At 57.8% G+C, this 19,332-nt stretch carries 20 protein-coding genes; 7 read left to right on the top strand and 13 right to left on the bottom strand.

Translation table 11 applies throughout. From position 1 onward, the window contains the following. Window positions 1-115 precede the first annotated feature (115 nt). The 4 genes from trkA to def are packed head-to-tail and all read right to left on the bottom strand — an operon-like array spanning window position 116 to window position 4,276. Window positions 116-1,492, bottom strand: a complete 1,377-nt coding sequence (gene trkA / locus ACHUE7_RS15235) for a Trk system potassium transporter TrkA (protein ID WP_394170751.1) — start codon at window positions 1,490-1,492, stop codon at window positions 116-118. A 19-nt stretch (window positions 1,493-1,511) separates the two neighbouring features. Next, window positions 1,512-2,801 (bottom strand): 16S rRNA (cytosine(967)-C(5))-methyltransferase RsmB, encoded by a 1,290-nt coding sequence (gene rsmB, locus ACHUE7_RS15230; RefSeq protein WP_394170750.1) that lies wholly within the window; start codon window positions 2,799-2,801, stop codon window positions 1,512-1,514. Then, window positions 2,798-3,766, bottom strand: a complete 969-nt coding sequence (gene fmt, locus ACHUE7_RS15225) for a methionyl-tRNA formyltransferase (protein WP_394170749.1) — start codon at window positions 3,764-3,766, stop codon at window positions 2,798-2,800. The genes rsmB and fmt overlap by 4 nt, the downstream gene beginning before the upstream one ends. Window positions 3,767-3,769: 3 nt before the next feature. Further along, window positions 3,770-4,276 carry a peptide deformylase gene (def, locus tag ACHUE7_RS15220; protein WP_394170748.1) on the bottom strand — a complete coding sequence of 169 codons (507 nt, stop codon included), beginning with the start codon at window positions 4,274-4,276 and terminating at the stop codon, window positions 3,770-3,772. A 529-nt stretch (window positions 4,277-4,805) separates the two neighbouring features. On the opposite strand from def, the gene ACHUE7_RS15215 reads away from it, so the two are divergent. The 5 genes from ACHUE7_RS15215 to ACHUE7_RS15195 all read left to right on the top strand — a co-directional run bounded on the left by ACHUE7_RS15215 (window position 4,806) and on the right by ACHUE7_RS15195 (window position 9,134). Further along, a complete protein-coding gene (locus tag ACHUE7_RS15215) occupies window positions 4,806-5,879 on the top strand; it encodes a LysM peptidoglycan-binding domain-containing protein (RefSeq protein WP_394170747.1) in 1,074 nt (357 codons plus the stop codon). A gap of 115 nt (window positions 5,880-5,994) precedes the next feature. Then, a complete protein-coding gene (dprA, locus tag ACHUE7_RS15210) occupies window positions 5,995-7,092 on the top strand; it encodes a DNA-processing protein DprA (RefSeq protein ID WP_394170746.1) in 1,098 nt (365 codons plus the stop codon). 107 nt (window positions 7,093-7,199) lie between these two features. Further along, window positions 7,200-7,781, top strand: a complete 582-nt coding sequence (tsaC, locus tag ACHUE7_RS15205) for an L-threonylcarbamoyladenylate synthase type 1 TsaC (protein ID WP_394170745.1) — start codon at window positions 7,200-7,202, stop codon at window positions 7,779-7,781. 34 nt (window positions 7,782-7,815) lie between these two features. Beyond that, a complete protein-coding gene (hemF, locus tag ACHUE7_RS15200) occupies window positions 7,816-8,733 on the top strand; it encodes an oxygen-dependent coproporphyrinogen oxidase (protein ID WP_394170744.1) in 918 nt (305 codons plus the stop codon). Between the two features lie 8 nt (window positions 8,734-8,741). Beyond that, window positions 8,742-9,134, top strand: a complete 393-nt coding sequence (locus tag ACHUE7_RS15195; protein WP_394170743.1) for a thiol-disulfide oxidoreductase DCC family protein — start codon at window positions 8,742-8,744, stop codon at window positions 9,132-9,134. 19 nt (window positions 9,135-9,153) lie between these two features. On the opposite strand, the gene ACHUE7_RS15190 is transcribed toward ACHUE7_RS15195, so the two are convergent. The 6 genes from ACHUE7_RS15190 to ACHUE7_RS15165 form a co-directional block, all read right to left on the bottom strand. Next, the gene (locus ACHUE7_RS15190) at window positions 9,154-10,203 is read right to left on the bottom strand and encodes a proline racemase family protein (protein WP_394170742.1); all 1,050 of its coding nucleotides are present in this window, start codon (window positions 10,201-10,203) and stop codon (window positions 9,154-9,156) included. After that, window positions 10,200-11,336: an alcohol dehydrogenase catalytic domain-containing protein gene (locus tag ACHUE7_RS15185; protein ID WP_394171073.1), complete on the bottom strand. Its 1,137-nt coding sequence runs from the start codon at window positions 11,334-11,336 to the stop codon at window positions 10,200-10,202. The genes ACHUE7_RS15190 and ACHUE7_RS15185 overlap by 4 nt, the downstream gene beginning before the upstream one ends. A gap of 135 nt (window positions 11,337-11,471) precedes the next feature. Next, the gene (locus ACHUE7_RS15180; RefSeq protein WP_394170741.1) at window positions 11,472-11,915 is read right to left on the bottom strand and encodes a universal stress protein; all 444 of its coding nucleotides are present in this window, start codon (window positions 11,913-11,915) and stop codon (window positions 11,472-11,474) included. A gap of 27 nt (window positions 11,916-11,942) precedes the next feature. Continuing rightward, complete coding sequence (locus tag ACHUE7_RS15175) at window positions 11,943-13,226, bottom strand: TRAP transporter large permease (protein ID WP_394170740.1); 1,284 nt, start codon at window positions 13,224-13,226, stop codon at window positions 11,943-11,945. A 50-nt stretch (window positions 13,227-13,276) separates the two neighbouring features. Then, window positions 13,277-13,867 (bottom strand): TRAP transporter small permease, encoded by a 591-nt coding sequence (locus ACHUE7_RS15170; RefSeq protein WP_394170739.1) that lies wholly within the window; start codon window positions 13,865-13,867, stop codon window positions 13,277-13,279. Between the two features lie 279 nt (window positions 13,868-14,146). Then, window positions 14,147-15,112, bottom strand: a complete 966-nt coding sequence (locus ACHUE7_RS15165; protein WP_394171072.1) for a TRAP transporter substrate-binding protein — start codon at window positions 15,110-15,112, stop codon at window positions 14,147-14,149. Window positions 15,113-15,304: 192 nt separating this feature from the next. Between ACHUE7_RS15165 and ACHUE7_RS15160 the strand changes: the two genes are divergently transcribed. After that, window positions 15,305-15,457 carry a hypothetical protein gene (locus ACHUE7_RS15160; protein ID WP_394170738.1) on the top strand — a complete coding sequence of 51 codons (153 nt, stop codon included), beginning with the start codon at window positions 15,305-15,307 and terminating at the stop codon, window positions 15,455-15,457. Window positions 15,458-15,727: 270 nt separating this feature from the next. Here the strand turns inward: ACHUE7_RS15160 and ACHUE7_RS15155 are convergent, their stop codons facing one another. Then, window positions 15,728-16,570 carry a hypothetical protein gene (locus ACHUE7_RS15155; protein WP_394170737.1) on the bottom strand — a complete coding sequence of 281 codons (843 nt, stop codon included), beginning with the start codon at window positions 16,568-16,570 and terminating at the stop codon, window positions 15,728-15,730. Window positions 16,571-16,938: 368 nt separating this feature from the next. Between ACHUE7_RS15155 and soxR the strand changes: the two genes are divergently transcribed. Next, window positions 16,939-17,379 (top strand): redox-sensitive transcriptional activator SoxR, encoded by a 441-nt coding sequence (gene soxR / locus ACHUE7_RS15150; RefSeq protein ID WP_394170736.1) that lies wholly within the window; start codon window positions 16,939-16,941, stop codon window positions 17,377-17,379. A gap of 94 nt (window positions 17,380-17,473) precedes the next feature. Here soxR and ACHUE7_RS15145 read toward each other — a convergent pair whose 3' ends face one another. Both ACHUE7_RS15145 and chrA read right to left on the bottom strand, forming a co-directional pair. Next, a complete protein-coding gene (locus ACHUE7_RS15145; protein ID WP_394170735.1) occupies window positions 17,474-17,887 on the bottom strand; it encodes a VOC family protein in 414 nt (137 codons plus the stop codon). A 129-nt stretch (window positions 17,888-18,016) separates the two neighbouring features. Then, on the bottom strand, window positions 18,017-19,201 hold the full coding sequence (gene chrA / locus ACHUE7_RS15140; protein WP_394170734.1) for a chromate efflux transporter: 1,185 nt from the start codon (window positions 19,199-19,201) through the stop codon (window positions 18,017-18,019). Window positions 19,202-19,332 lie beyond the last annotated feature (131 nt).

The raw sequence follows: 19,332 nt of genomic DNA, 5'->3' as shown, positions 1-19,332 counted from the left end.
AAGCCCGCGTCCCTCGCGGCGGCACAGGGATGTGCCTCCGTGAGGGGTGCAATGAAGCGGGCCTGTGACCCGGGCTCGTGCCACTGCGGTGTCCGGTTTTAATTCAACCCCGGGATCAGAAGAACGTCAGTCCCACCTGGAACAACCGCTCGACGTCGCTGATTCTTCGTTTGTCGATCAGGAACAATATCACGTGGTCGTCGGATTCTATGACCAGATCATCGCGTGCGATCAGCACTTCTTCGTTGCGCACAATAGCACCGATGGTACACCCTTCGGGCAGGTCGATGTCTTCGATGGCGCGCCCTACTACCTTTGAGGAACGTTTGTCGCCGTGGGCAATGGCCTCAATGGCTTCGGCCGCACCGCGACGCAGGGAGTGCACGTTAACGATGTCGCCGCGACGCACGTGGGTCAACAGGCTGCCAATGGTGGTTTGCGAAGGTGAAATGGCAACGTCGATTTCACCGCCTTGCACCAGATCGACATAGGCCGAGTTGTTGATCAGCGTCATCACCTTGCGCGAGCCGAGGCGTTTGGCCAGCATGGAGGCCATGATATTGGCTTCGTCGTCGTTGGTTAGGGCTAGGAATATATCGGTATCTTCGACGTTTTCGTCGAGCAGTAAATCCTGATCAGAGGCGTCGCCGCGCAGCACCACAGCGTGGTTGAGATGTTCGCTGAGCCATTGGCAGCGGGCTTCGTTGCGTTCCAGCAATTTAACCGAATAGCGGCTTTCAAGGCCCAGCGCGAGCCGATAGCCAATGTTGCCGCCTCCGGCGATGATGATGCGTTTGTAGGAGCGCTCTTTGCTGCGCAGCTCACTCATCACCGCTCGAATGTCGGTGCGCCCGGCAATGAAGAAAACTTCATCATCGGCTTCGATCACGGTGGAGCCTTCCGGGATGATGGGCCGGTCTTTGCGGAAAATGGCGGCAACCCGAGTGTGCACCGACGGCATATGCTGCTTCAGGAACCGCAGTTCCTGGCCTACCAAAGGACCGCCATGGTAGGCCCGTACCGCCACCAGTTGCAGTTTGCCACCGGCAAAGTCGAGCACCTGCAAGGCGCCAGGTGTTTCTATTAACCGTTGAATGTAATTGGTGACCAGTTGCTCTGGGCTGATCAGTACATCCACCGGAAAGGCTTCCGGTGCGAAGAGTTTTTCGCTGTACTGGGTGTATTGCGGGCTGCGAATACGGGCAATTTTGGTCGGCGTGCGAAACAGGGTATAAGCCACCTGGCAGGCGGCCATGTTGACTTCGTCGCTGCTGGTCACGGCAATCAGTAAGTCGGCGTCTTCGGCACCGGCCTGGGCCAGAATATTGGGCAATGACGCCATGCCGGTGACGGTACGAATGTCGAGCCGGTCCTGCAGGTTGCGCAAGCGCTCGGCATCGGTGTCGACGACGGTGATGTCGTTGTCTTCACTGGCCAGGTTTTCCGCCAGCGTGGCGCCGACCTGGCCGGCACCCAACATGATAATTTTCACGCCTGTGTCCTTTTACGACCTATTCAGCCACTTTTTCAAGCAACGCAAAATAAAAACCATCATGGCTACCCGGTTGAGGCAGCCACTGTACCCCGACCTCGACCTCGGCGTCACCCGCCAGTTGCAGCTTAACGGCTCTGGCATCGGCCTGGCGCGTCAGAAAGGCACTGATGCGCTCCGAGTTTTCCCGCTGCAACAGTGAGCAGGTCGCGTAGAGGAGTGTTCCGCCCGGCTTGAGCGTTTGCCAGAGGCGATGCAGCAAGGTGTCCTGCACCTGGGTGAGGAACTCAACGTCTTTGGGTTTGCGCAGCAGCTTGATGTCCGGGTGGCGGCGAATGACGCCGGTGCCCGAGCAGGGGGCATCGAGCAATATTCGGTCAAAGGGAGTGCCGTCCCACCAGCTTTTCAGTTCGGCGGCATCGGCCGCTTTCAATTCGGCTTTCAGACCAATGCGGTCGAGGTTTTCCTGCACCCGCTCCAGGCGCCCGGCATCGATATCGAGTGCCGTGACCTGAACATCCGCCCGTTCCAGCAGGTGGCCGGTTTTGCCACCCGGGGCGGCGCAGGCGTCAAGAATGCGCTCGCCGTCTTGCGGGTCGAGCAGGAAGGCACATTGCTGGGCGGCTTCGTCCTGAACGCTGACCCGGCCTTGCTCGAAACCGGGCAGCTGTAAAACGCCGACCGGTTGCGCCAGCGTGACGGCTGAGGCCGTGATCGCCGAGGGCTCCACAGACAGGCCTGCGGTGTCGGCTTCGGCCAGCCAGGCGTCGCGGCTACCCTGGCGCTGATTCACGCGCAGCGTCATTGGCCCCTGGTCGTTGCTGTTGGCCATGATGTCGAGCCATTGCTCCGGGTAATCCTTGCGCAGCTGGCGGGTCAGCCAGCCGGGCATGGCGTGCTGGTTTTGCAGGTTGGCGAGCAGTTCCTCGCGCTCGCGCTGAAAGCGCCGCAGCGCCGCATTCAACAGGGCTTTGGCCCAGGGCTTTTTCAGTGGCTTGGTGGCGTCGACGGTTTCGTTGATGGCGGCGTGTTCGGGAATGTCGAGATACAGCAGCTGATACAGCCCCACCAGCAACAGCATCTGTATCACCCGTTCTTTATGCTGGATCGGTTTATCGAGCAGGGTACGCGACAGTTCATCGAGGCTGAGGTAGTGCCGAATCGTTCCATACACCAGTTTCTGGTAGAGGCCGCGATCGGTCTCTTCCAGGGTGTCGCGGTAGCGCGGCAGCAAATCGCTCAACGAGCGACCCTGATCGGCGACCTGCAAAACGGTCTGAGCCGCCAGTACACGGACATTCTGGCTCATTGGGCGGCCTCGGTTGGTTGGGTGCTGGTAAAGACCGGGTCGGCTTCGAAGGCCGCACGGCGCGCGTTCAGTACATCGGCAGTGGCCATGGCTTTCTTGCCGGGCATTTGCAGTCGTTCGATGACCAGGGTGCCTGTGCCGCAGGCAACCACCAGGTCGGCCGGATTGAATTGCTGGATGGTGCCGGGTGGGCGGGTAGCGGTCTGGTCACCGGGGCGGGCCTGATGAACGCGCAGCGTCTGGCCTTGCCAGTAGGTATAGGCACCCGGCCAGGGCGTCAGTCCGCGAATCTGGCGGTCGATGTGCCCGGCACTTTCAGCCCAGTTGATCTCGCCTTCGGCCTTGCTGAGTTTTTCGGCGTAGGTGGCGTCGGCATCGTTTTGCGGTTCGGCTTTGGCGGTGCCGGCTTCCAGGCTGGCCAGGGCATCAATCAGCGCGGGTTTGCCACACTCGATCAGCGCGTCGTGCAGTCGCTCGCTGGTCATGTCGGGCGTGATGGGGCACCGGGCTTTGAGCAGCATGTCGCCGGTATCGAGCCCGGCGTTCATCTGCATGATGGTCACGCCGGTCTCTGTATCGCCGGCCAGCAGCGCACGGTGAATGGGGGCGGCACCGCGCCAGCGCGGCAGCAACGAGGCATGAACATTGATGCAACCCAGGCGCGGTGCATCGAGCACAGCCTGCGGCAGAATCAGCCCGTAGGCGACGACGATCATCAGGTCGGCGTTTAACGCCGCCAGTTCTGCCTGGGCGTCGCTGTTGCGCAGCGTGGCGGGCTGATATACCGGAATGCCGGCCGCCTCGGCCACGGTTTTAACGGGCGATGCCGTGAGCTTGCGCCCACGCCCTGCTGGTTGGTCAGGGCGGGTGTAAACGGCAATAACGTCATGGTCAGAGCCGAGTACTGCGCGCAGGTGCTCGGCCGCGAACTCGGGGGTTCCGGCGAAGATAACCTTCAGCGACATGAATCAGGACGCCATCTGTTTGTGCTGTTTTTCCAGCTTCTTGCGAATCCGCGTGCGCTTCAGATTGGACAGGTAGTCGACAAAGAGTTTGCCATCGAGATGGTCGATCTCATGCTGAATGCAAATGGCCAGCAGATCTTCAGCAACCAGTTCAAAGGGCTCGCCGTCGACATTCAGTGCCTTCACATGAATCTTGTCGGAGCGGGTCACTTTCTCGTAATAGCCCGGCACCGACAGGCAGCCTTCCTGGTAGTCGATATCGTTGCCGAGTTTTTCGTATTCGGGGTTGATGAAAACGTGTGGTTCATCCTGTTCTTCGGAGATATCCACCACAATCACGCGTTCATGCACGTTCACCTGACTGGCAGCCAGGCCGATACCCGGTGCATCGTACATGGTTTCCAGCATGTCGCTGGCCAGGGTGCGAATGCGTTCATCGACCGTCTTTACCGGTTTGGCGACGGTTCGCAAGCGCGGATCGGGGTATTCGAGTATGTCCAGTAATGCCATGGTTCCAGTGCCTTGTCTTAATTCGGAGAGTTATGAGCGCATTTTACACAATATGGGCGCAAACCGGTGCTTGCAACGCACGGCAAGGCGCTAAAAACGGTAAAAAATCCGGGACATACAGCGTTAGGCCAGGGCTTCGACCCGGGGTTTGGTCCGGGTTTAGTGTGACATTGCTCTCAAAACCAGCGATAAAGCGTCTAAAACAGCTCACAGTGGGCTTTAATATGTCTCGCTAAGCGATTGACTGCTAAACTAAAAGTGGTCACTCTTAGAGCAGGTGTAAGCGCTTTATACGGACCCGGCCCCAGGTACCTTGACCGGTGAAGGGTTAACGTTGCTCCCGGCGGGTTACCAACCGCGCTGAATTGAACGGCAAAATCTGCCTGTTTTGCAGGTCGGCTTTCCGGGCGACTGCTTATATACTGATCACTCCAGTGATCGTTTGGTTACCAACTAGTATTGATCGCACCATTGACCTTATTGTGGCGCACCATAGACCGTACCGTAGATTGTTATAGGGAAACTGGCCATGAGGAACACCATCGCAGCTTTTGTCATTCTGTGCTTCGGCGCGCTTCCTGCGTGGTCGGAAAACGTTGCGCTCAATGCCGATGTGCCCGAACGCTATACCGTTCAGAAAGGCGATACACTCTGGGATATCGCTGAAATGTACCTGGCCGATCCGTGGAAATGGCAGGACATCTGGCAACTCAACACGCAAATTGAAAACCCGCACCTGATTTACCCGGGCGATGTTATCGGGCTGATTCTGGTCGATGGCGAACAGCGGCTGACGACGCTCTCTCGCGGTGAAGATGCCAGCACGCTGCGCGTTTCGCCGGAAGACGTTGAAGGTGGCCTGGTCAAATTACGGCCCACTGCCCGGGTAACCCCCATTCTGGGTGCCATTCCCTCCATTCCCCGTGAATACGTGGCGGGTTTCCTGACCGGCAACCGCATTCTTTCGGAAAATCAGCTGACAGAAGCGCCCTACATCGTCAGCGGACAGGAAGGCCGTCTGATCGTGGGCGCTGGCGATACCGTTTACGCACGGGGTGATTTCGACGAATCCCTGCGCACCTATCAGATATACCGTGAAGGCGAACCACTGACCGACCCTGAGACGGGCGAAGACCTGGGGTTCGAGGCGATCGAACTGGGCCAGGCACGCCTGTCGGATTACAGCCGCGATATCGGCACCCTGGGCCTGCAGCGCACCAACCAGCAAATCGGTCTGCGTGACCGGCTGTTGCCTTCCGATGAGACGTTGTTGAATTCCATGTTCTACCCGAGTGAGCCACCCGATGGCGTTGAAGGTGAGATCCTTCGGGTTGCGCGCGGTGTGCGCAGCATTGGTCAGTTCGATGTTGTCACCATCAACAAGGGTGCACGCGAAGGATTGGAAGCGGGCAATATCTTCCGGGTCCATTTGCGGGGCGACCGGGTGCGCGACCCGATTACCAACGATCGCCTGCAACTGCCGGAAACAGACGCCGGGTTGATGATGGTCTTTCGAGTGTTCGAGAAAGCTTCTTACGGCCTGATTCTGGAAGCCGATCTGCCCATGAGCGTGGGTGATCAGGTGCGTTCACCGGGTTTCTGACCAGTCGAAACCGTCCGGGGCTGCTCATGGTAGAGCGGTTCCGGCCTCAAGCAGTAAACTGTCATGTCCGGCAGGGAAACAGCCGGAGCCACATCAGGGAAAAGGACCCGTTTGCATGGATGAACGCCTGCACTGGCTGTGCTGGGTATTGACGCCCGGTTTCGGCCTGAAACGTTGCCACCAGCTATTGGACGTGGTGGACGACCCCCGCGATCTGTTCCGGCACGCCCGGCGCTGGCCGCTACCCCCCGCTATCAAGCAAACACTGAGCGACATTCATAACCTGGGTGAACAGCACCCGGTATACCGGCGTGCGCTGGAGCAGATGCGCTGGCAGGAGCAGGAAAACTGCCATCTGGTCAGTTTGCAGTGCGACGCCTATCCGCAGTTGTTGACCCACATTCCGGACCCGCCGCTGATGCTGTGGGTGCGCGGTAATCCGGATCTGCTGGCGCAGAGCCAGGTTGGGGTGGTCGGCAGCCGCAATGCCAGCCTTTCGGCGCGTAAACACGCTCTGGCCCTGGGGCGGGGCATCAGTGAAGCCGGTTTCGTGGTCACCAGTGGCGGGGCGGCGGGTATCGACGCCTGTGCGCATGAGGGCGTGCTGGAAGCCAGCGGCAAGACGCTGGCGGTGCTCGGCTGCGGGGTAGACATTGTTTACCCCAAGCAGAATGCGGGGCTGTTCTCCCAGGTCATACGTCACGGTGCCCTGGTGTCGGAATACCCGCTGGGCACTCAGCCCAAACCCGGCCATTTTCCGCGACGAAACCGCATCATTAGCGGGTTGAGCGACGCCATTGTGGTGGTGGAAGCGGCCGAGCGCAGCGGCTCACTGATCACCGCAGATCATGCGCTGGAACAGGGCCGCGAGGTGTTTGCACTGCCCGGCGACATCAGCAATCCAAATACGGCAGGCTGCCACCGGCTGATTCAGGATGGCGCTCAGCTGCTGACCAGCATTGATGATTTGCTGGGCGATGGCATGTTGGAATCCCTGCGTATTCGCGCACCCGAAGCACCCTGCCCACCGCTGGACCCGAACCTGCCCGAACTGCAAACCACCCTGTTGGGGTTACTGTCATCGGAGCCCCAGCCGCTGGATGTACTCAGTGACCATCTTGAATGCCCGTCCCAGACACTGCTGGAACCCTTGCTGGAACTGGAGTTGGCCGGGTGGATTCAACAGCAACCCGGGGGTTATTGCCGGCTTTAACGAACGCGGGACATTAAGTGACGTCTTTCAATGTCCTACGTCTTCCTATGTTTCACGTCTTTAAGTACCCTTCCCCGCTCCCTGGTCTGAATCCGGATCCCGTTATCGTGACTGCAGAAACTCTGTTGCCAAAAGCCCTCGATTTTGCCGCCCGCCAACTGGGCAAGCGCCTGCTGGCCGGTGGCGTGGTGGCTTACCCGACCGAGGGCGTCTGGGGGTTGGGCTGTGATCCCTGGAACCCCGATGCCGTCGGGCGGATTTTGTCCATCAAAGAGCGCCCGGTCGACAAGGGGCTGATCATTATTGCGGCCGACTACGAGCAGCTTGCCCCCTTTCTCGCCCCGTTGAGTTCCGATCTGGTTTACCGCATGACCGAGCGCTGGCCCGGTCCTTTCACCTGGGTAGTCGAACACAATGGTAGCCTGCCCGCCTGGGTAACCGGCAATCGCCCGACCATTGCCGTGCGGGTGCCGGGTCACCCGATGGCACGGGCCTTGTGTCGCCATGCGGGCATCCCACTGGTGTCGACCAGTGCCAATCGCAGTGGCAAACCCGCGCTGACCGACCGCTTGCAGGTAGCCCTGAAACTGGGTGCCGAACTCGATGGCATCGCACCGGGCAAAACGTTTCCCGGTGCCCAGCCGAGTCAGATTCGTGATTTGCTGACCGGTGAGCTGTTTCGCGCCTGAGCCTACCCGCCGCCCCTGTCACTCTGGAGACCGCATGACACATACCGAATTCGATATCGAACCCATAAAAGCCTACCTGCTCGACTTGCAGGATCGTATCTGCGCGGCACTCGAGCGCGAAGACGGCTCGGCTCGTTTTGCGGAAGAAAGCTGGGAGCGCAACGAAGGCGGTGGTGGCCGGTCTCGGGTATTGCAGGGCGGGCCCGTGATTGAAAAAGGCGGTGTCGGTTTCAGCCACGTGATGGGCGATACCATGCCAGCCAGTGCCACCGCGCACCGGCCCGAACTGGCCGGGTGCCGCTGGCAGGCGTTGGGCGTGTCGCTGGTGATTCACCCGCGCAACCCCTTTGCGCCAACCTCGCACGCCAATGTGCGTTTTTTTGTGGCCGAAAAAGACGGCATGAAGCCGGTCTGGTGGTTCGGTGGCGGTTATGATCTGACGCCTTTCTATGGATTCGATGAAGACTGCAAGCACTGGCATCAAACGGCCAAGGCGGCGTGCGAACCCTTTGGTGAGTCGGTGTATCCGCGTTTCAAAACCTGGTGCGATGATTACTTTTATCTGAAACACCGCAATGAACCACGTGGCATCGGCGGTTTGTTTTATGACGATCTGAACGAGTGGGATTTCGAGACCTGCTTTGGGTTTATGCAGGCCATTGGCAACAGTTATCTCGATGCGTATCTGCCTATCCTGCAACGGCGCAAGGCAACGCCCTACACCCAGGCGCATCGTGACTGGCAGGAAGTGCGCCGTGGTCGCTACGTGGAATTCAATCTAGTGTTCGACCGGGGCACTCTGTTCGGTCTGCAGTCTGGCGGTCGTACCGAGTCGATCCTGATGTCGCTGCCGCCTCACGTGCAATGGGTGTACGGTCATACGCCCGAGCCCGACAGTGATGAAGAACGGTTACTTACGCATTATTTAAAGCCGCAACACTGGGCTGACTGATCCCGGCCATGAAATGGCTCGTAGAGTTGGGTATGGATACTCTCTATTTCGACGGGTCATGCCCATTGTGCGCCAAAGAAGTTCGCCTGTTGCGTCGCCTGGCCGATCGCGGGCTGGCGTTGCGCGACATTCACCACTTGCCCGATGCTCATCAGCCCGACCGGGCCTCTTTGCTGCAGACGCTGCATTTGCAAACAGACAGTGGTGAGTGGGTTACCGGCCTGAACGCGACGGTGGCAGCCTGGCAACACACCCGGGTAGGCTGGTTGTTCCGACCGCTGTTGTGGCCTGGTGTGGTGTCCGTTGCCAGCAATCTGTATCGGCGCTGGGCAGACCGCCGGTTTGATCGGCGCTATTGCAGTACCGGAACCTGCCAGTTGCCTCCTTCCCAGGCGGAGTGAACCGCAAGCTGGCGCCGGGTTATTTAACAGACAGCAGTTGGTCCAGCCCCTGGCTGGTGACCATGGGGTCATCACCGTTAACCAAAATGTCTGATTTCGCGATCACGTAGCTTTTACCGGTAATGGTGTTTTCAATCACCGGGAAGCGACCCTGCTGTTGTGTCCCCTTGTATTCACCCACAAAACGGGTATCCCGCAACGAAACCGTTTCCAGTCTGTCGCCGGGCCTGATCAGGCCTTCGTAATGCATCAGCGCCAGTCTGGCTGAGGTGCCGGTGCCGGTGGTGCTCCGGCAAATGACACCGGGGTGTACGTAAGTCGCCGAGCGCGACCGGTAATAGCCCTCTCTGACCGTCTCTACCGGTCCCATAAAATGCAGAAAGGGAAGCGGCCCGACATCGCCCAGGCTGTAGTGTGAATAGGGTGGCTCGGCCTGAATGGCTGTAACAATAGCGTGGGCGCAGTCGCTGAGGGCGCGCTCTTCATCCGGCGTCAGATCAAAGCCGAGCTCGGTTGCATCGACCAGGGCATAGAAGCCACCGCTGTAGGCAACGCTGTAGGTAACGTCACCAATGCCCGGGACTGTCAGTGTCGCCTGGTAGGTGTCGATGTAACTGGGCAGGCCTTCACAGGTAACCGACTCCACGACGTTGTTGTGTACCCGGGCAGTAATGTTGACCAGCCCGGCCGGAGATTCCAGAGAGAAATGCTGCTCGCCTTCCTGCTTTTCCACCAGCCCCAGCTCCAGTACCGCCGTGGCGGTGCACAGGGTGTTGGACCCGGAATAAATCGGATAACCCATGACTTCCATGATGATGTAACCCGCGACGGCCCTCGGGTCGGTAGCTGGCACCAGCAGGTCAATCGACATTTCCGGAATGCCGTAAGGCTCTTCGAGCAGCAGGGTGCGCAGACCATCGGCATGGTCGCGTAGATACTCCATTTGCGCACGCACGGTGGCGCCAGGCAGAGGGGAGATACCGCCAGTAACTATGCGGCTCACATCGCCACCCGCATGGGTATCGAGCAATTGCAGCGTCAGGGTTGAAGGCGCCTGTGGGTTGCTCATCCGGCATTCTCCAGTGCATGGGGTGCGCCATGTTCGGCCCATTGTGAATCCGGTACGATCACGATTTTGCCCAGGTAATTGCTGGCCCGGTTCATAAAATAGGTTTCCGCCCGATGCAGATCGGAGAGTTTGAAGGCGGCATGCAATACCGGTTTAAGTTCACCGCTGCGAATCCATTCAATCAGTTGGTCCGCTTCTTCGCGGGTGCCATGAGACACGCCAAATAGTTGCACCTGGTACAGATACATTTTCGTCCACAGCAGTTCACTGACATTACCCCCGCTGGCGCCGGCAATGCTGAGCCGGGGGTTGTCGTTGCGTTTGTGCATATCGACGATCATGGTGTCGATGAACAGATTGGTTGACTCGCCTCCAACCAGATCCATAACCGCATCCATCGGGTAGCCGCCGGTCGCCTCCAGTACGCGCTCGGTAAAGCCTTGCATGTTACTGCGATCGAATACGGCTTCAGCACCCAGCGTTAGCAGTGTATCGGTTTTGTCGGCTTGACTTAACGCATAGGGAATGGCGCCCATGATACGGCACAACTGAATCAGCGCCGTGCCCACACCGCCGCTGGCGCCGGTTACCAGAATTCGCTCACCGGCTTTCACCCGGGCCGAGGTCAGCATGTGCAGCGCTGTCTGGTAGGAGCACATCCCCAGTGTTGCCAGCTGGGCGTCGTCGAGGTCGGCATTGCTGATGTGATGAAACTGATCGGCGGGCACAACAACGTAGTCGGCATAGCCGCCGTCAGCACCATGGCCGTAGTAATCCGGGATCAGGTTCAGGGTGCGCCGTGCATCGGGGTAAATATTGAAATCGAGCAGGCCGCGCTCACCCAGCCGTTCCTGGCTAACGCCATCGCCCACAGCGGCCACGCGACCAACCACATCAGCGCCCTGAATGCGGGGGAACGTCAGGGTGGCTTTGCCGCCCATCTGGAAGGAGGTTACTTCGTCGTTATCCTGAGTAGGGTAAAGGCCCTCGCGTGCTTTGCGGTCGGTATTATTTTTGGCCGTAGCAGTAACCCGCACCAGTACCTCGCCAGGGCCAGGCCTGGGCGTTGGCACGTCAGTCCGATAGTCCAGTTGCTCAACGCCACCATGGCCGGTCAGTACCATGGCCGTCATGCTGGCAGGAATGTCGTCGTTGAATCCCGAATGCACGATCAGCCTCCTGGTTGAAGCCCCAAAAACCTATTAAGTGGATATGTACCATGGAGCAAAAGCACCGGCACCCTAAGGTGCCGAATACACGCACTGCACTCAGACGATCAGGGTCGGGCAATGCGCCAGACTGGCAACCCGGTGCGAGACACTGCCCAGCAACAGTCCGTCTTTATCGGAGTGGGTGCCGTGGGCACCCATGACGATCAGATCAATGCCTTTGTTTTTGGCAAACTCGACAATCATCTTAGACGGCCGCCCCCCTTTGACAAACCCCCGCAGATTTTTTGCGCCCTTCTCAGTAGCGACCCCTTTGGCGTGCTCAACAATTTCTTTGGCGTAGCCAGCCAGTGTGTCATCGGGTATTTGCAGGTCTTCGGGTCGGCCGACCGACAGCGAGGCCGCGAACAGGCTGTGGTGTTTGTAGACGCAAATTAGGAAAATCTCTGCGTCGGGGGTCATTTGCTGAAACTCAATGGCCTGCTCCATGGCACGCAACGCCGCCTTGGACCCGTCAACAGCCACCAGCATTTTCTTAAACATCGATTGGTCTCCCTGTCAGTAAAGCACTCACCGGAATGCGAGATCCCGTAGGAACAAGGCAATTTGCGGAAACATGATCAGCAGTGCCGCTGAGAAAATCAGAATAAAAATAAACGGTGGCGTACCGCGAATGACTTCCCAGTAAGGCCGTTTGAAAATAGCGATGGCGGTGAAAATGTCGCAACCAAAAGGCGGTGTCGCAGACCCGATAGCAACCTGCAGGGTAATCAGAATACCCACCAGAACCGGGTCCAGTCCGGTAGCGGCGATGGCCGGTGCAAAGATGGGCGTCAGTACCAGAATAACCACAATCGGATCGACGAACATGCAGGCAATAAAGAAGGCGACGCAGATGGAAATAAGGACGCCCGCGGGGCCCATTTCGTTAACACCGACCGCTTCGAGGATGGTTTGTGGAATCTGGGCGAACGAAATAATCCAGGAGAAGCCGTTGCCCACGGCAACGAGAATGAACACAACGGCGGTGATTAAGCCGGTTGATTTGGCAATGCGGTACATGTCTGGCAGTTTCAATTCACGGAACACAATGAATTCCAGGAACACCGCGTAAAGTACACAGACTGCGGCCGCCTCTGTCGGGCTGAAAATACCGCCGTAGATACCACCGACAATAATCACCGGGAACATGAGTGGCCACAGAGCGCCCAGCACCGCTTTACCACGTTCGTTCCAGCTGGCTTTGGGTTCAGTGGGTACGTTGTTCCGGTAGGCGTATATCAGTGCGTAAAGCGAGAAAAAAGCCAGAATCATAAGGCCCGGGCCGACGCCGGCGATGAACAGTTCGGCAATGGAGGTCTCGGAAATGACGCCGTAGATAATCATGCCGATACTGGGCGGAATCAGGAACGCGATGTCGCTGGCGTTGATGATCAGCGCCAGGGTAAACGGATCGGAGTATCCGGCTTTGAGCATCTTCGGTCGCAGCGGAGAACCCACAGCAACCACCGTTGCCTGAGTCGAACCGGAAACCGCACCAAACAGCGTGCAGGAAGCGGCGGTACTGATGGCGAGACCACCTTTTACGTGTCCGATGAAGGACATCACCATGTCGATCAGTCGATTGGCGGACTGACCGCGAGTCATGATGTCGGCCGCCAGAATAAACATGGGAACGGCGATCAGTGAAGCCGGGCGAATGCCGCCCATCATTTGTTGAATAAAGGTCGTGTTTTGTCCGAAACCATCGAACATCATGTAGAAGCCAACCAGTGCAGCGGTGGTCAGCGGAATCATCATAGGAAAGCCAAGCAGCAGCAAACCTATCATTATGAACATCAGGGTCGTAGCCATGATTGCCTCATTTTTAGTGTTCTTTTAGTCAACGAAAAAGCGTTGTCAGATCACACTTCTTTTTCGTTGTCGGCATAACCATCCACCACGCCGGTAGACAGATAGACATCGGTCGAAGTCACGTTCTTGATTGCCGTTAACAGATACTGGGTTCCGGTAACAGCGAAACCGACAGGCACCCACACATAGATCATCCAGATTTCAAAACCCAGTGCCGGCAAAATGCGGCCGCGATCGTACAGGTTCATGATGTAATCGACCGAGTAGTAACACAGGAAAAACATGATCGCTGAAGTGAACAGGGCAATCAGAATCATCAGTATGCGCCGCGGCGTTGTTGGCAACACGTCATAAATAGCGGACATGCGAATATGCCGTCCGTGACGCGCGGCATAGCCGATACCAGCGAAGGTAATCATGATAATAAGAATCCGGTTGATCTCACCGGAAAAAAACAGGCCCTCTCCCAAGACGAAGCGGAGTATGACGTTGGTGCAGGTATTGACGGCCATCAGGATGACGCCGAGGGCCAGAATAACCGCCTCGACTTTGCTGATGGCGACATCGATGACACCCAGAAAACCGGGCAGGCCGGATTCAAAGGCTCCGGTGTCATCCATTTCATTAGACGGGTCAGACATTGAAATGGCTCCTGTGCGTAACAAACGCTGAGCAAAGGCTCATCTGAACAGATCCGTGTTGTCAGGGCCAAAGACAGCCGTCGGCGTTAACGCAGCGGCTGAGTCTGGTATCCAAGCGCAGTAGCACCAGAAATGCCACCCGGGTATGGATCTGGATATGTCGGCCAGCCCGGGGCAGCACTGTTGACGGGTTGCCGGGAGCTGGCCTTGAACAAAACGGGTACCAGAGCACCCGGTGTTCTGCTGACAAGGCGAGGGCGATGCCAGCGCTTGCGGTTTTTAGTTAGACACTTCTTCGAGGTCTTCCTTGAACTGGTTAAGCAGTGCTTCACCGCTTTCACCGGTCATTTCGATGAAGGTCTCTTCCACTTGAGGTGCCCGTGCCTTGAACATCTCGATCTGTTCATCGGTCAGGCGAGTCACTGTGACGTCATCGCTGGCCGCTTCAATCGCTGCAAGGGCTTCATCAGCCAGGCCGTCGATGTGTACGAGGATTTCCTCGAAGGCATGGTCCGCTGCATCCTGAATCAACTGCTGGTCTTCAGAAGACAGGCCGTCGTAGAAATCCTTGTTGGCCATGGCCGCCGTGGTAAACCAGCCGTGGCCGGTAAAGGTCAGGTTGGGCGATACTTCGTACAAACCGCCGGATTCAATCCAGAAAATCGGGTTCTCCTGGCCCTGAATCATGTTGGTCTGCAGTGCACCATACACTTCACCCCAGGGCAGCGGGGTTGCGGTGGCGCCAAAGGCTTCATAGGTAGAGGCCAGCAGCGGGTTAGTCATGATGCGGATTTTCTTGCCATCAAAGTCAGCCGGTTCGGTGATCGGTTCGTCGGCGGTGACGACCATTTCCCCTTCCGGATACATTTGCAGCAGCTCGAGGTTCTGCTCTGCGTATAGCTTGGGGAAGTCTTCGTTAATGGCTTCACTTTCGCGGAAGAACTGAACCACGGTGTCCATGTCGGTGGGCATCAGATAGGGGATAAAGAAGATCTGTGCCTCCGGAATCAGGGAACCGGTAAAGCCGGGCGACTGGTTCACGAATTGCAGAATGCCGTTCTGGGTTTGCTCCATGATGTCATCGGACTCACCGAGCTCACCGAAGCGATAGACCTGAAGGGTGTGGTCGGAATTGTCTTCAATGTATTCCTTGAAGGCATAGGCGTACACATCCTGAACGTCGCCTTCGTATTCTTCGTGTGCATAGCGCCAGTTAGCGGCCTGGGCCAGGGTGGCGGCGCCCATCGTCGCGGCAGCCAGGGCAGAGATGCCCAAAATCTTGGTAACAGATGCAGATGTTTTCATGTGGTTAACCTCCATTCACCCCGGCGCTGGTCGAACACCCCGGGTGGGTTTCTGTTGGTTAGGGTTGAGGGTCTGAAACAGGCCGATGTCCATCGACTTAGCACCCCCAAAATCCTTTAGAGCTATATCAGAATGGCAAAACAATTCGGCGCTGGCAAGGAAATGGTCATTAAAATATTTCAGCTAACCGTGATGATGGAGGCTTGCAACAATCAAGCGAGCCCGTTCTCCCGGCATCGCGAGCGCAAAACCGGCCCGACCCGCTACGGCTCTGAAAATGCCTGAATGGCTAAGCGAAAAGGCTTGTAAAAGCTGATTCCCCTAAAATTATCGCCCCCAAAGAAGACCCTCGCGTATCGGTAGAACCGAGGTATCGGTGTGCACTAAAAGGATGCTCGTTTCAATAAGTTAGCTGACATTGCAAACCGCACGTAGGTTTTGAACAGTGAGCGAATGGAAAAATAGATGGGAGCATTAAAGTTTCGTGTTCGAAAGTATTTTGAGGGTTATTGGAATGGTGTAAGGCTGGGTTGAGGGTCTGCCGCCGGAGTGAGGTTAGCGTTCGAACAGCTCACACCAGCCGTTACTATGAGGCAGGTGAGAGAGTGAAATGAGCAGCTCATCCAACAGGTCGGGTGAGCTGGCATAACCGGCGATCAGGTCATTGATCAGGCACAAACGCTGTTCCAGTTTCAGCCGGATTTTCAAATAGGGGCTGTCATCCAGGATGTGCAGCGGGTAAACACCGGTCGACAGATAAAACCGCGCGTAGTAGCTGAAATTAATGGACACCTCACCCGAGAGAATGCGCCGCACAGTGCGCGGGGTGACATTCAGGTGCCGGGCCAGGTCGCGCCGGGTCAGCTGGTTGTCGCGAAGAAAGATCAGCAGGCCCTCGGCCACCATCCGGTAATAGTCTTTGTCGTAGAAAAACGGCCGCACACCGGCAAGCTCGCTGGGCTGGATGCACACCGAGTCATCGGCGTCGCGGCCGATATGCCGCGGGCAATGATCGATCATGCTTTGCAATGTCGCCAGGCAATCGGCCGGAGAAACCCGTTGCAGCAGCGATGCCAGGCGAACCTGGCGAATATTGCGATAGTCGCCAATGGGCAAGTGGCTGAAATAATTCGACTGGGCCAGCAAGTGCAGCGGCGACATGCCCATCACAAAACACCACCAGTTGATGATGTGCATGCGGTACTGGCGTTTGCCTTTCTCCATCTCCATATAGGTTTTCTTGGAAACCGACAGCAGCCGAGTCATCGCTGGCGTGCTCAGCTCGTTCATGTGACGCACCTGTGCAATGAAGGCACCGGCACTCTCATTGAACAGAAACTCAATGTCGTCGAAATCGACCCCCGGGCTGCGCCCGGTCGCAAGGTGATCTGCAGTCAAAGTGTTTAGTCTGGTGTTGGCCCGGTTTGCCGTTAATCGAACGCCATCGGGGTGTACTGGAAACACTGGCTACGCCTTTGGGTATAAAACCCTGGCCAGGTAGTCAGCTAAGAACACTGACGCTACCGCTATGTGACCTCTTTCACAATAAACAATCCTGCTGAATAGCGGCTCAATAGAGCATGGCGCGAAGAACGCCGCCATGGTGCGGCTCCCTGGGCGGACACAAACGACACCCCTGTGGATAACCCAGGTTGGCTTTCTTCACTCAATGGCACAAATAGCGAGTTATGCGAGGCGATACAGGCTTCAGTTCGGGTGACGCAGGCGCTAGTCTGATGCCCATCATGTTGAACAGGGTAAGTCCCGTGTCAGAAATATCAGTTGGCCAGTTGGCACGACGTGCCGGGGTGTCGGTCGCCACCCTGCATTTTTACGAACAGAAGGGGCTGATTCACAGCCACCGCAACGCTGGAAATCAGCGCCGCTATAACCGGCGCATGTTGCGCCGGGTCGCCGTGATAAAGACGGCACAACGTCTTGGGTTCAGCCTTAAAGAGATTGCCGAGATGTTCAGTGAACTGGGGGAGCAACAGGACATCACCAAAGACAATTGGCAGCAATTGTCGGTAAGCTGGCACCAGGCGCTGACCGAGCGCATTGAAGCGATGCAACGCCTGCGCGATGAACTGAACACTTGCATCGGCTGCGGCTGTTTATCGATGGACAACTGCCGCCTGCGAAACCCGGACGATGCTCTGGGCGAGCAGGGCACAGGGCCGGTGCTCTGGGAGGGAAAAGAAAGCTGAGAGTTTGGAGCTGCGAGCTGTTAGCTTAAAACTCTCAGCTCTCAGCTCTCAGCTCTCAGCTCTCAGCTCAAAACTCGCAGCTAATAGCTCATCGCTATTCCAAATTCCTCTCTTCGGGCAGGTCGCTCAGGTATTGCACAAATTCCACTTCAAACCCGTCCGGGTCGACGAAGTAGGCATTGCGGCGGTGTGGTTCCTCGCTGCCGGGGTTGGTCACTTCAAAGCCCGCCTGACGCAGACGTTTGATCACCGCATCGAGGTTGTGGGTGACGTAGGCAAAGTGGGCCAGGCCCACCTGGTGACCGGTCAGGTCCCGGTTGTTGCCTTCCCCCATTTCGTTCAGTGCGATGTAGTGGTTGTCGTCTCCAAAATGCACCCAAATACGGGGCTTGCCGTACCAGGTGCCCTCGCCCCGGGTGCGAATGCGCCAGTGCGGAAAGGCAGCCCGGTAAAAGGCCAGTGACCGGTCGAGTGATGTGATGACGAGATTGATGTGTTCCAGATGCATGGTTGTGGCTCCTCTGTTGTTAGCCACACCGATGCTAATACCTCAGCTTAACTTGAGGTAAAGTGCTTTTTTGAGGTTGTTTACAATAATGTTGGCGTTGCCGGGGGCAACGGGCTGGGCTGCCGCTAATCACGGCATCAGTGTGTCCAGCAGTACGCCACTCAGCGCAAACCCCAGCACCAGCAAAACCAGCGGCACACGCTGGCTGCGTAACAGAAGCACCCCGATCACCACCGGTGCCAGTTGCCAGGGCGCCTGAACGCCCTGCAGAAACACTGGCTGGTACAAGGCCGCCATCAGCAAGCCAACGACGGCCGCGTTGATGCCGGAAACGGCACCGCTGATGCGGGGCCGCGCCAGCAGTGCCTGCCAGTAGTCGCGCACCGCCAACAACAGCAGAAAGCCCGGCAGAAAGATGGCCAGGGTGGCCAGCGCCGCGCCAAGCAGTGGTGTTTCAGGCTGAAGTAGCGCACCCAGGTACGCCGCCAAAGAAAACAGGGGGCCGGGCAACGCCTGGGCAACGGCGTAGCCTAGCAGAAAGGCATCCTGACTGATGGCATCGCCTACCGTGGCCTGCAGCAACGGCAACACCACATGACCACCACCAAATACCAGTGCGCCGGTCTGGTAGAAATCGGCCCAGAGGCTACCCGGCAAGCCCAGCAAACCGAGCACCGCCAGCAGCAGAAACACTGTGAGCGATAGCCAGCGTACCCGGCCCCGGGTTCCGTCGGGAACGGTGCCCGTTTCGCGGGCAGTGCGGCCGGCACCCCAGGCGGCGGCCACCAGCAACACCAGCATTTGCCCGCCCACTCCGGGCCACACCACCAGAGTGGCGAGGGACAGCAGCGCGACCGCCTGGGTTGCTTTGGCATCACAAAAACGGGCAAACATGCCGGTCACGGCATCGAGTACCACGACCACAGCCAGCCATTTCAGACCCATGATAACCCCTGGAACCCAGGCGGCCGTGGCGGTCAGGCTGGTCACCGCCACGGCCGTCATGATCAGGAACGACGGTAGGGTAAAGCCGATAAACGCCGCAATTGCGCCAGGCAACCCCGCCCGGTGCTGACCAATCGCGAAGCCGACCTGGCTCGAGCCGGGCCCGGGCAGAAACTGGCTCAGCGCCAGCAGGTGGGCGTAATGCTCTTCACTGAGCCAGTTCAGCCGAACCACAAAGGTCGTACGGAAATAGCCCAAATGCGCCGCCGGACCACCGAAACTGGTGCACCCCAGCAATAAAAAGCGCCAGAATACGTCCCAGGTGCGTTGCCAGGTGGTGGTGTTCCGGGTATCAGTACTGGGAGTCAAGGTATTGGCCCTGTTCAGTTGGGTGCTAGTGCACCGACACGATGCTGATGAACAGTTTATGGCGCTAAGATGACAGATCCAAGACAGCCCGCACCAATGCCAATGCATAGTGGCTGCACATTGCGCTGCTA

Source organism: Saccharospirillum alexandrii (assembly GCF_043641555.1).
GTDB classification, from domain to species: Bacteria; Pseudomonadota; Gammaproteobacteria; order Pseudomonadales; family Natronospirillaceae; genus Saccharospirillum; species Saccharospirillum alexandrii_A.
This window is presented reverse-complemented; position numbering and strand designations above follow the sequence as displayed.

What these genes read in the sequence shown, in the direction of transcription:
- rsmB (WP_394170750.1), bottom strand. Translation starts at nt 2,801, where the DNA reads ATGAGCCAGAATGTCCGTGTACTGGCGGCTCAGACCGTTTTGCAGGTC.
- fmt (WP_394170749.1), bottom strand. Translation starts at nt 3,766, where the DNA reads ATGTCGCTGAAGGTTATCTTCGCCGGAACCCCCGAGTTCGCGGCCGAG.
- def (WP_394170748.1), bottom strand. Translation starts at nt 4,276, where the DNA reads ATGGCATTACTGGACATACTCGAATACCCCGATCCGCGCTTGCGAACC.
- ACHUE7_RS15215 (WP_394170747.1), top strand. Translation starts at nt 4,806, where the DNA reads ATGAGGAACACCATCGCAGCTTTTGTCATTCTGTGCTTCGGCGCGCTT.
- dprA (WP_394170746.1), top strand. Translation starts at nt 5,995, where the DNA reads ATGGATGAACGCCTGCACTGGCTGTGCTGGGTATTGACGCCCGGTTTC.
- hemF (WP_394170744.1), top strand. Translation starts at nt 7,816, where the DNA reads ATGACACATACCGAATTCGATATCGAACCCATAAAAGCCTACCTGCTC.
- ACHUE7_RS15195 (WP_394170743.1), top strand. Translation starts at nt 8,742, where the DNA reads ATGAAATGGCTCGTAGAGTTGGGTATGGATACTCTCTATTTCGACGGG.
- ACHUE7_RS15190 (WP_394170742.1), bottom strand. Translation starts at nt 10,203, where the DNA reads ATGAGCAACCCACAGGCGCCTTCAACCCTGACGCTGCAATTGCTCGAT.
- ACHUE7_RS15185 (WP_394171073.1), bottom strand. Translation starts at nt 11,336, where the DNA reads ATGACGGCCATGGTACTGACCGGCCATGGTGGCGTTGAGCAACTGGAC.
- ACHUE7_RS15180 (WP_394170741.1), bottom strand. Translation starts at nt 11,915, where the DNA reads ATGTTTAAGAAAATGCTGGTGGCTGTTGACGGGTCCAAGGCGGCGTTG.
- ACHUE7_RS15175 (WP_394170740.1), bottom strand. Translation starts at nt 13,226, where the DNA reads ATGGCTACGACCCTGATGTTCATAATGATAGGTTTGCTGCTGCTTGGC.
- ACHUE7_RS15170 (WP_394170739.1), bottom strand. Translation starts at nt 13,867, where the DNA reads ATGTCTGACCCGTCTAATGAAATGGATGACACCGGAGCCTTTGAATCC.
- ACHUE7_RS15165 (WP_394171072.1), bottom strand. Translation starts at nt 15,112, where the DNA reads ATGGGCGCCGCCACCCTGGCCCAGGCCGCTAACTGGCGCTATGCACAC.
- ACHUE7_RS15160 (WP_394170738.1), top strand. Translation starts at nt 15,305, where the DNA reads ATGGCAAAACAATTCGGCGCTGGCAAGGAAATGGTCATTAAAATATTT.
- ACHUE7_RS15145 (WP_394170735.1), bottom strand. Translation starts at nt 17,887, where the DNA reads ATGCATCTGGAACACATCAATCTCGTCATCACATCACTCGACCGGTCA.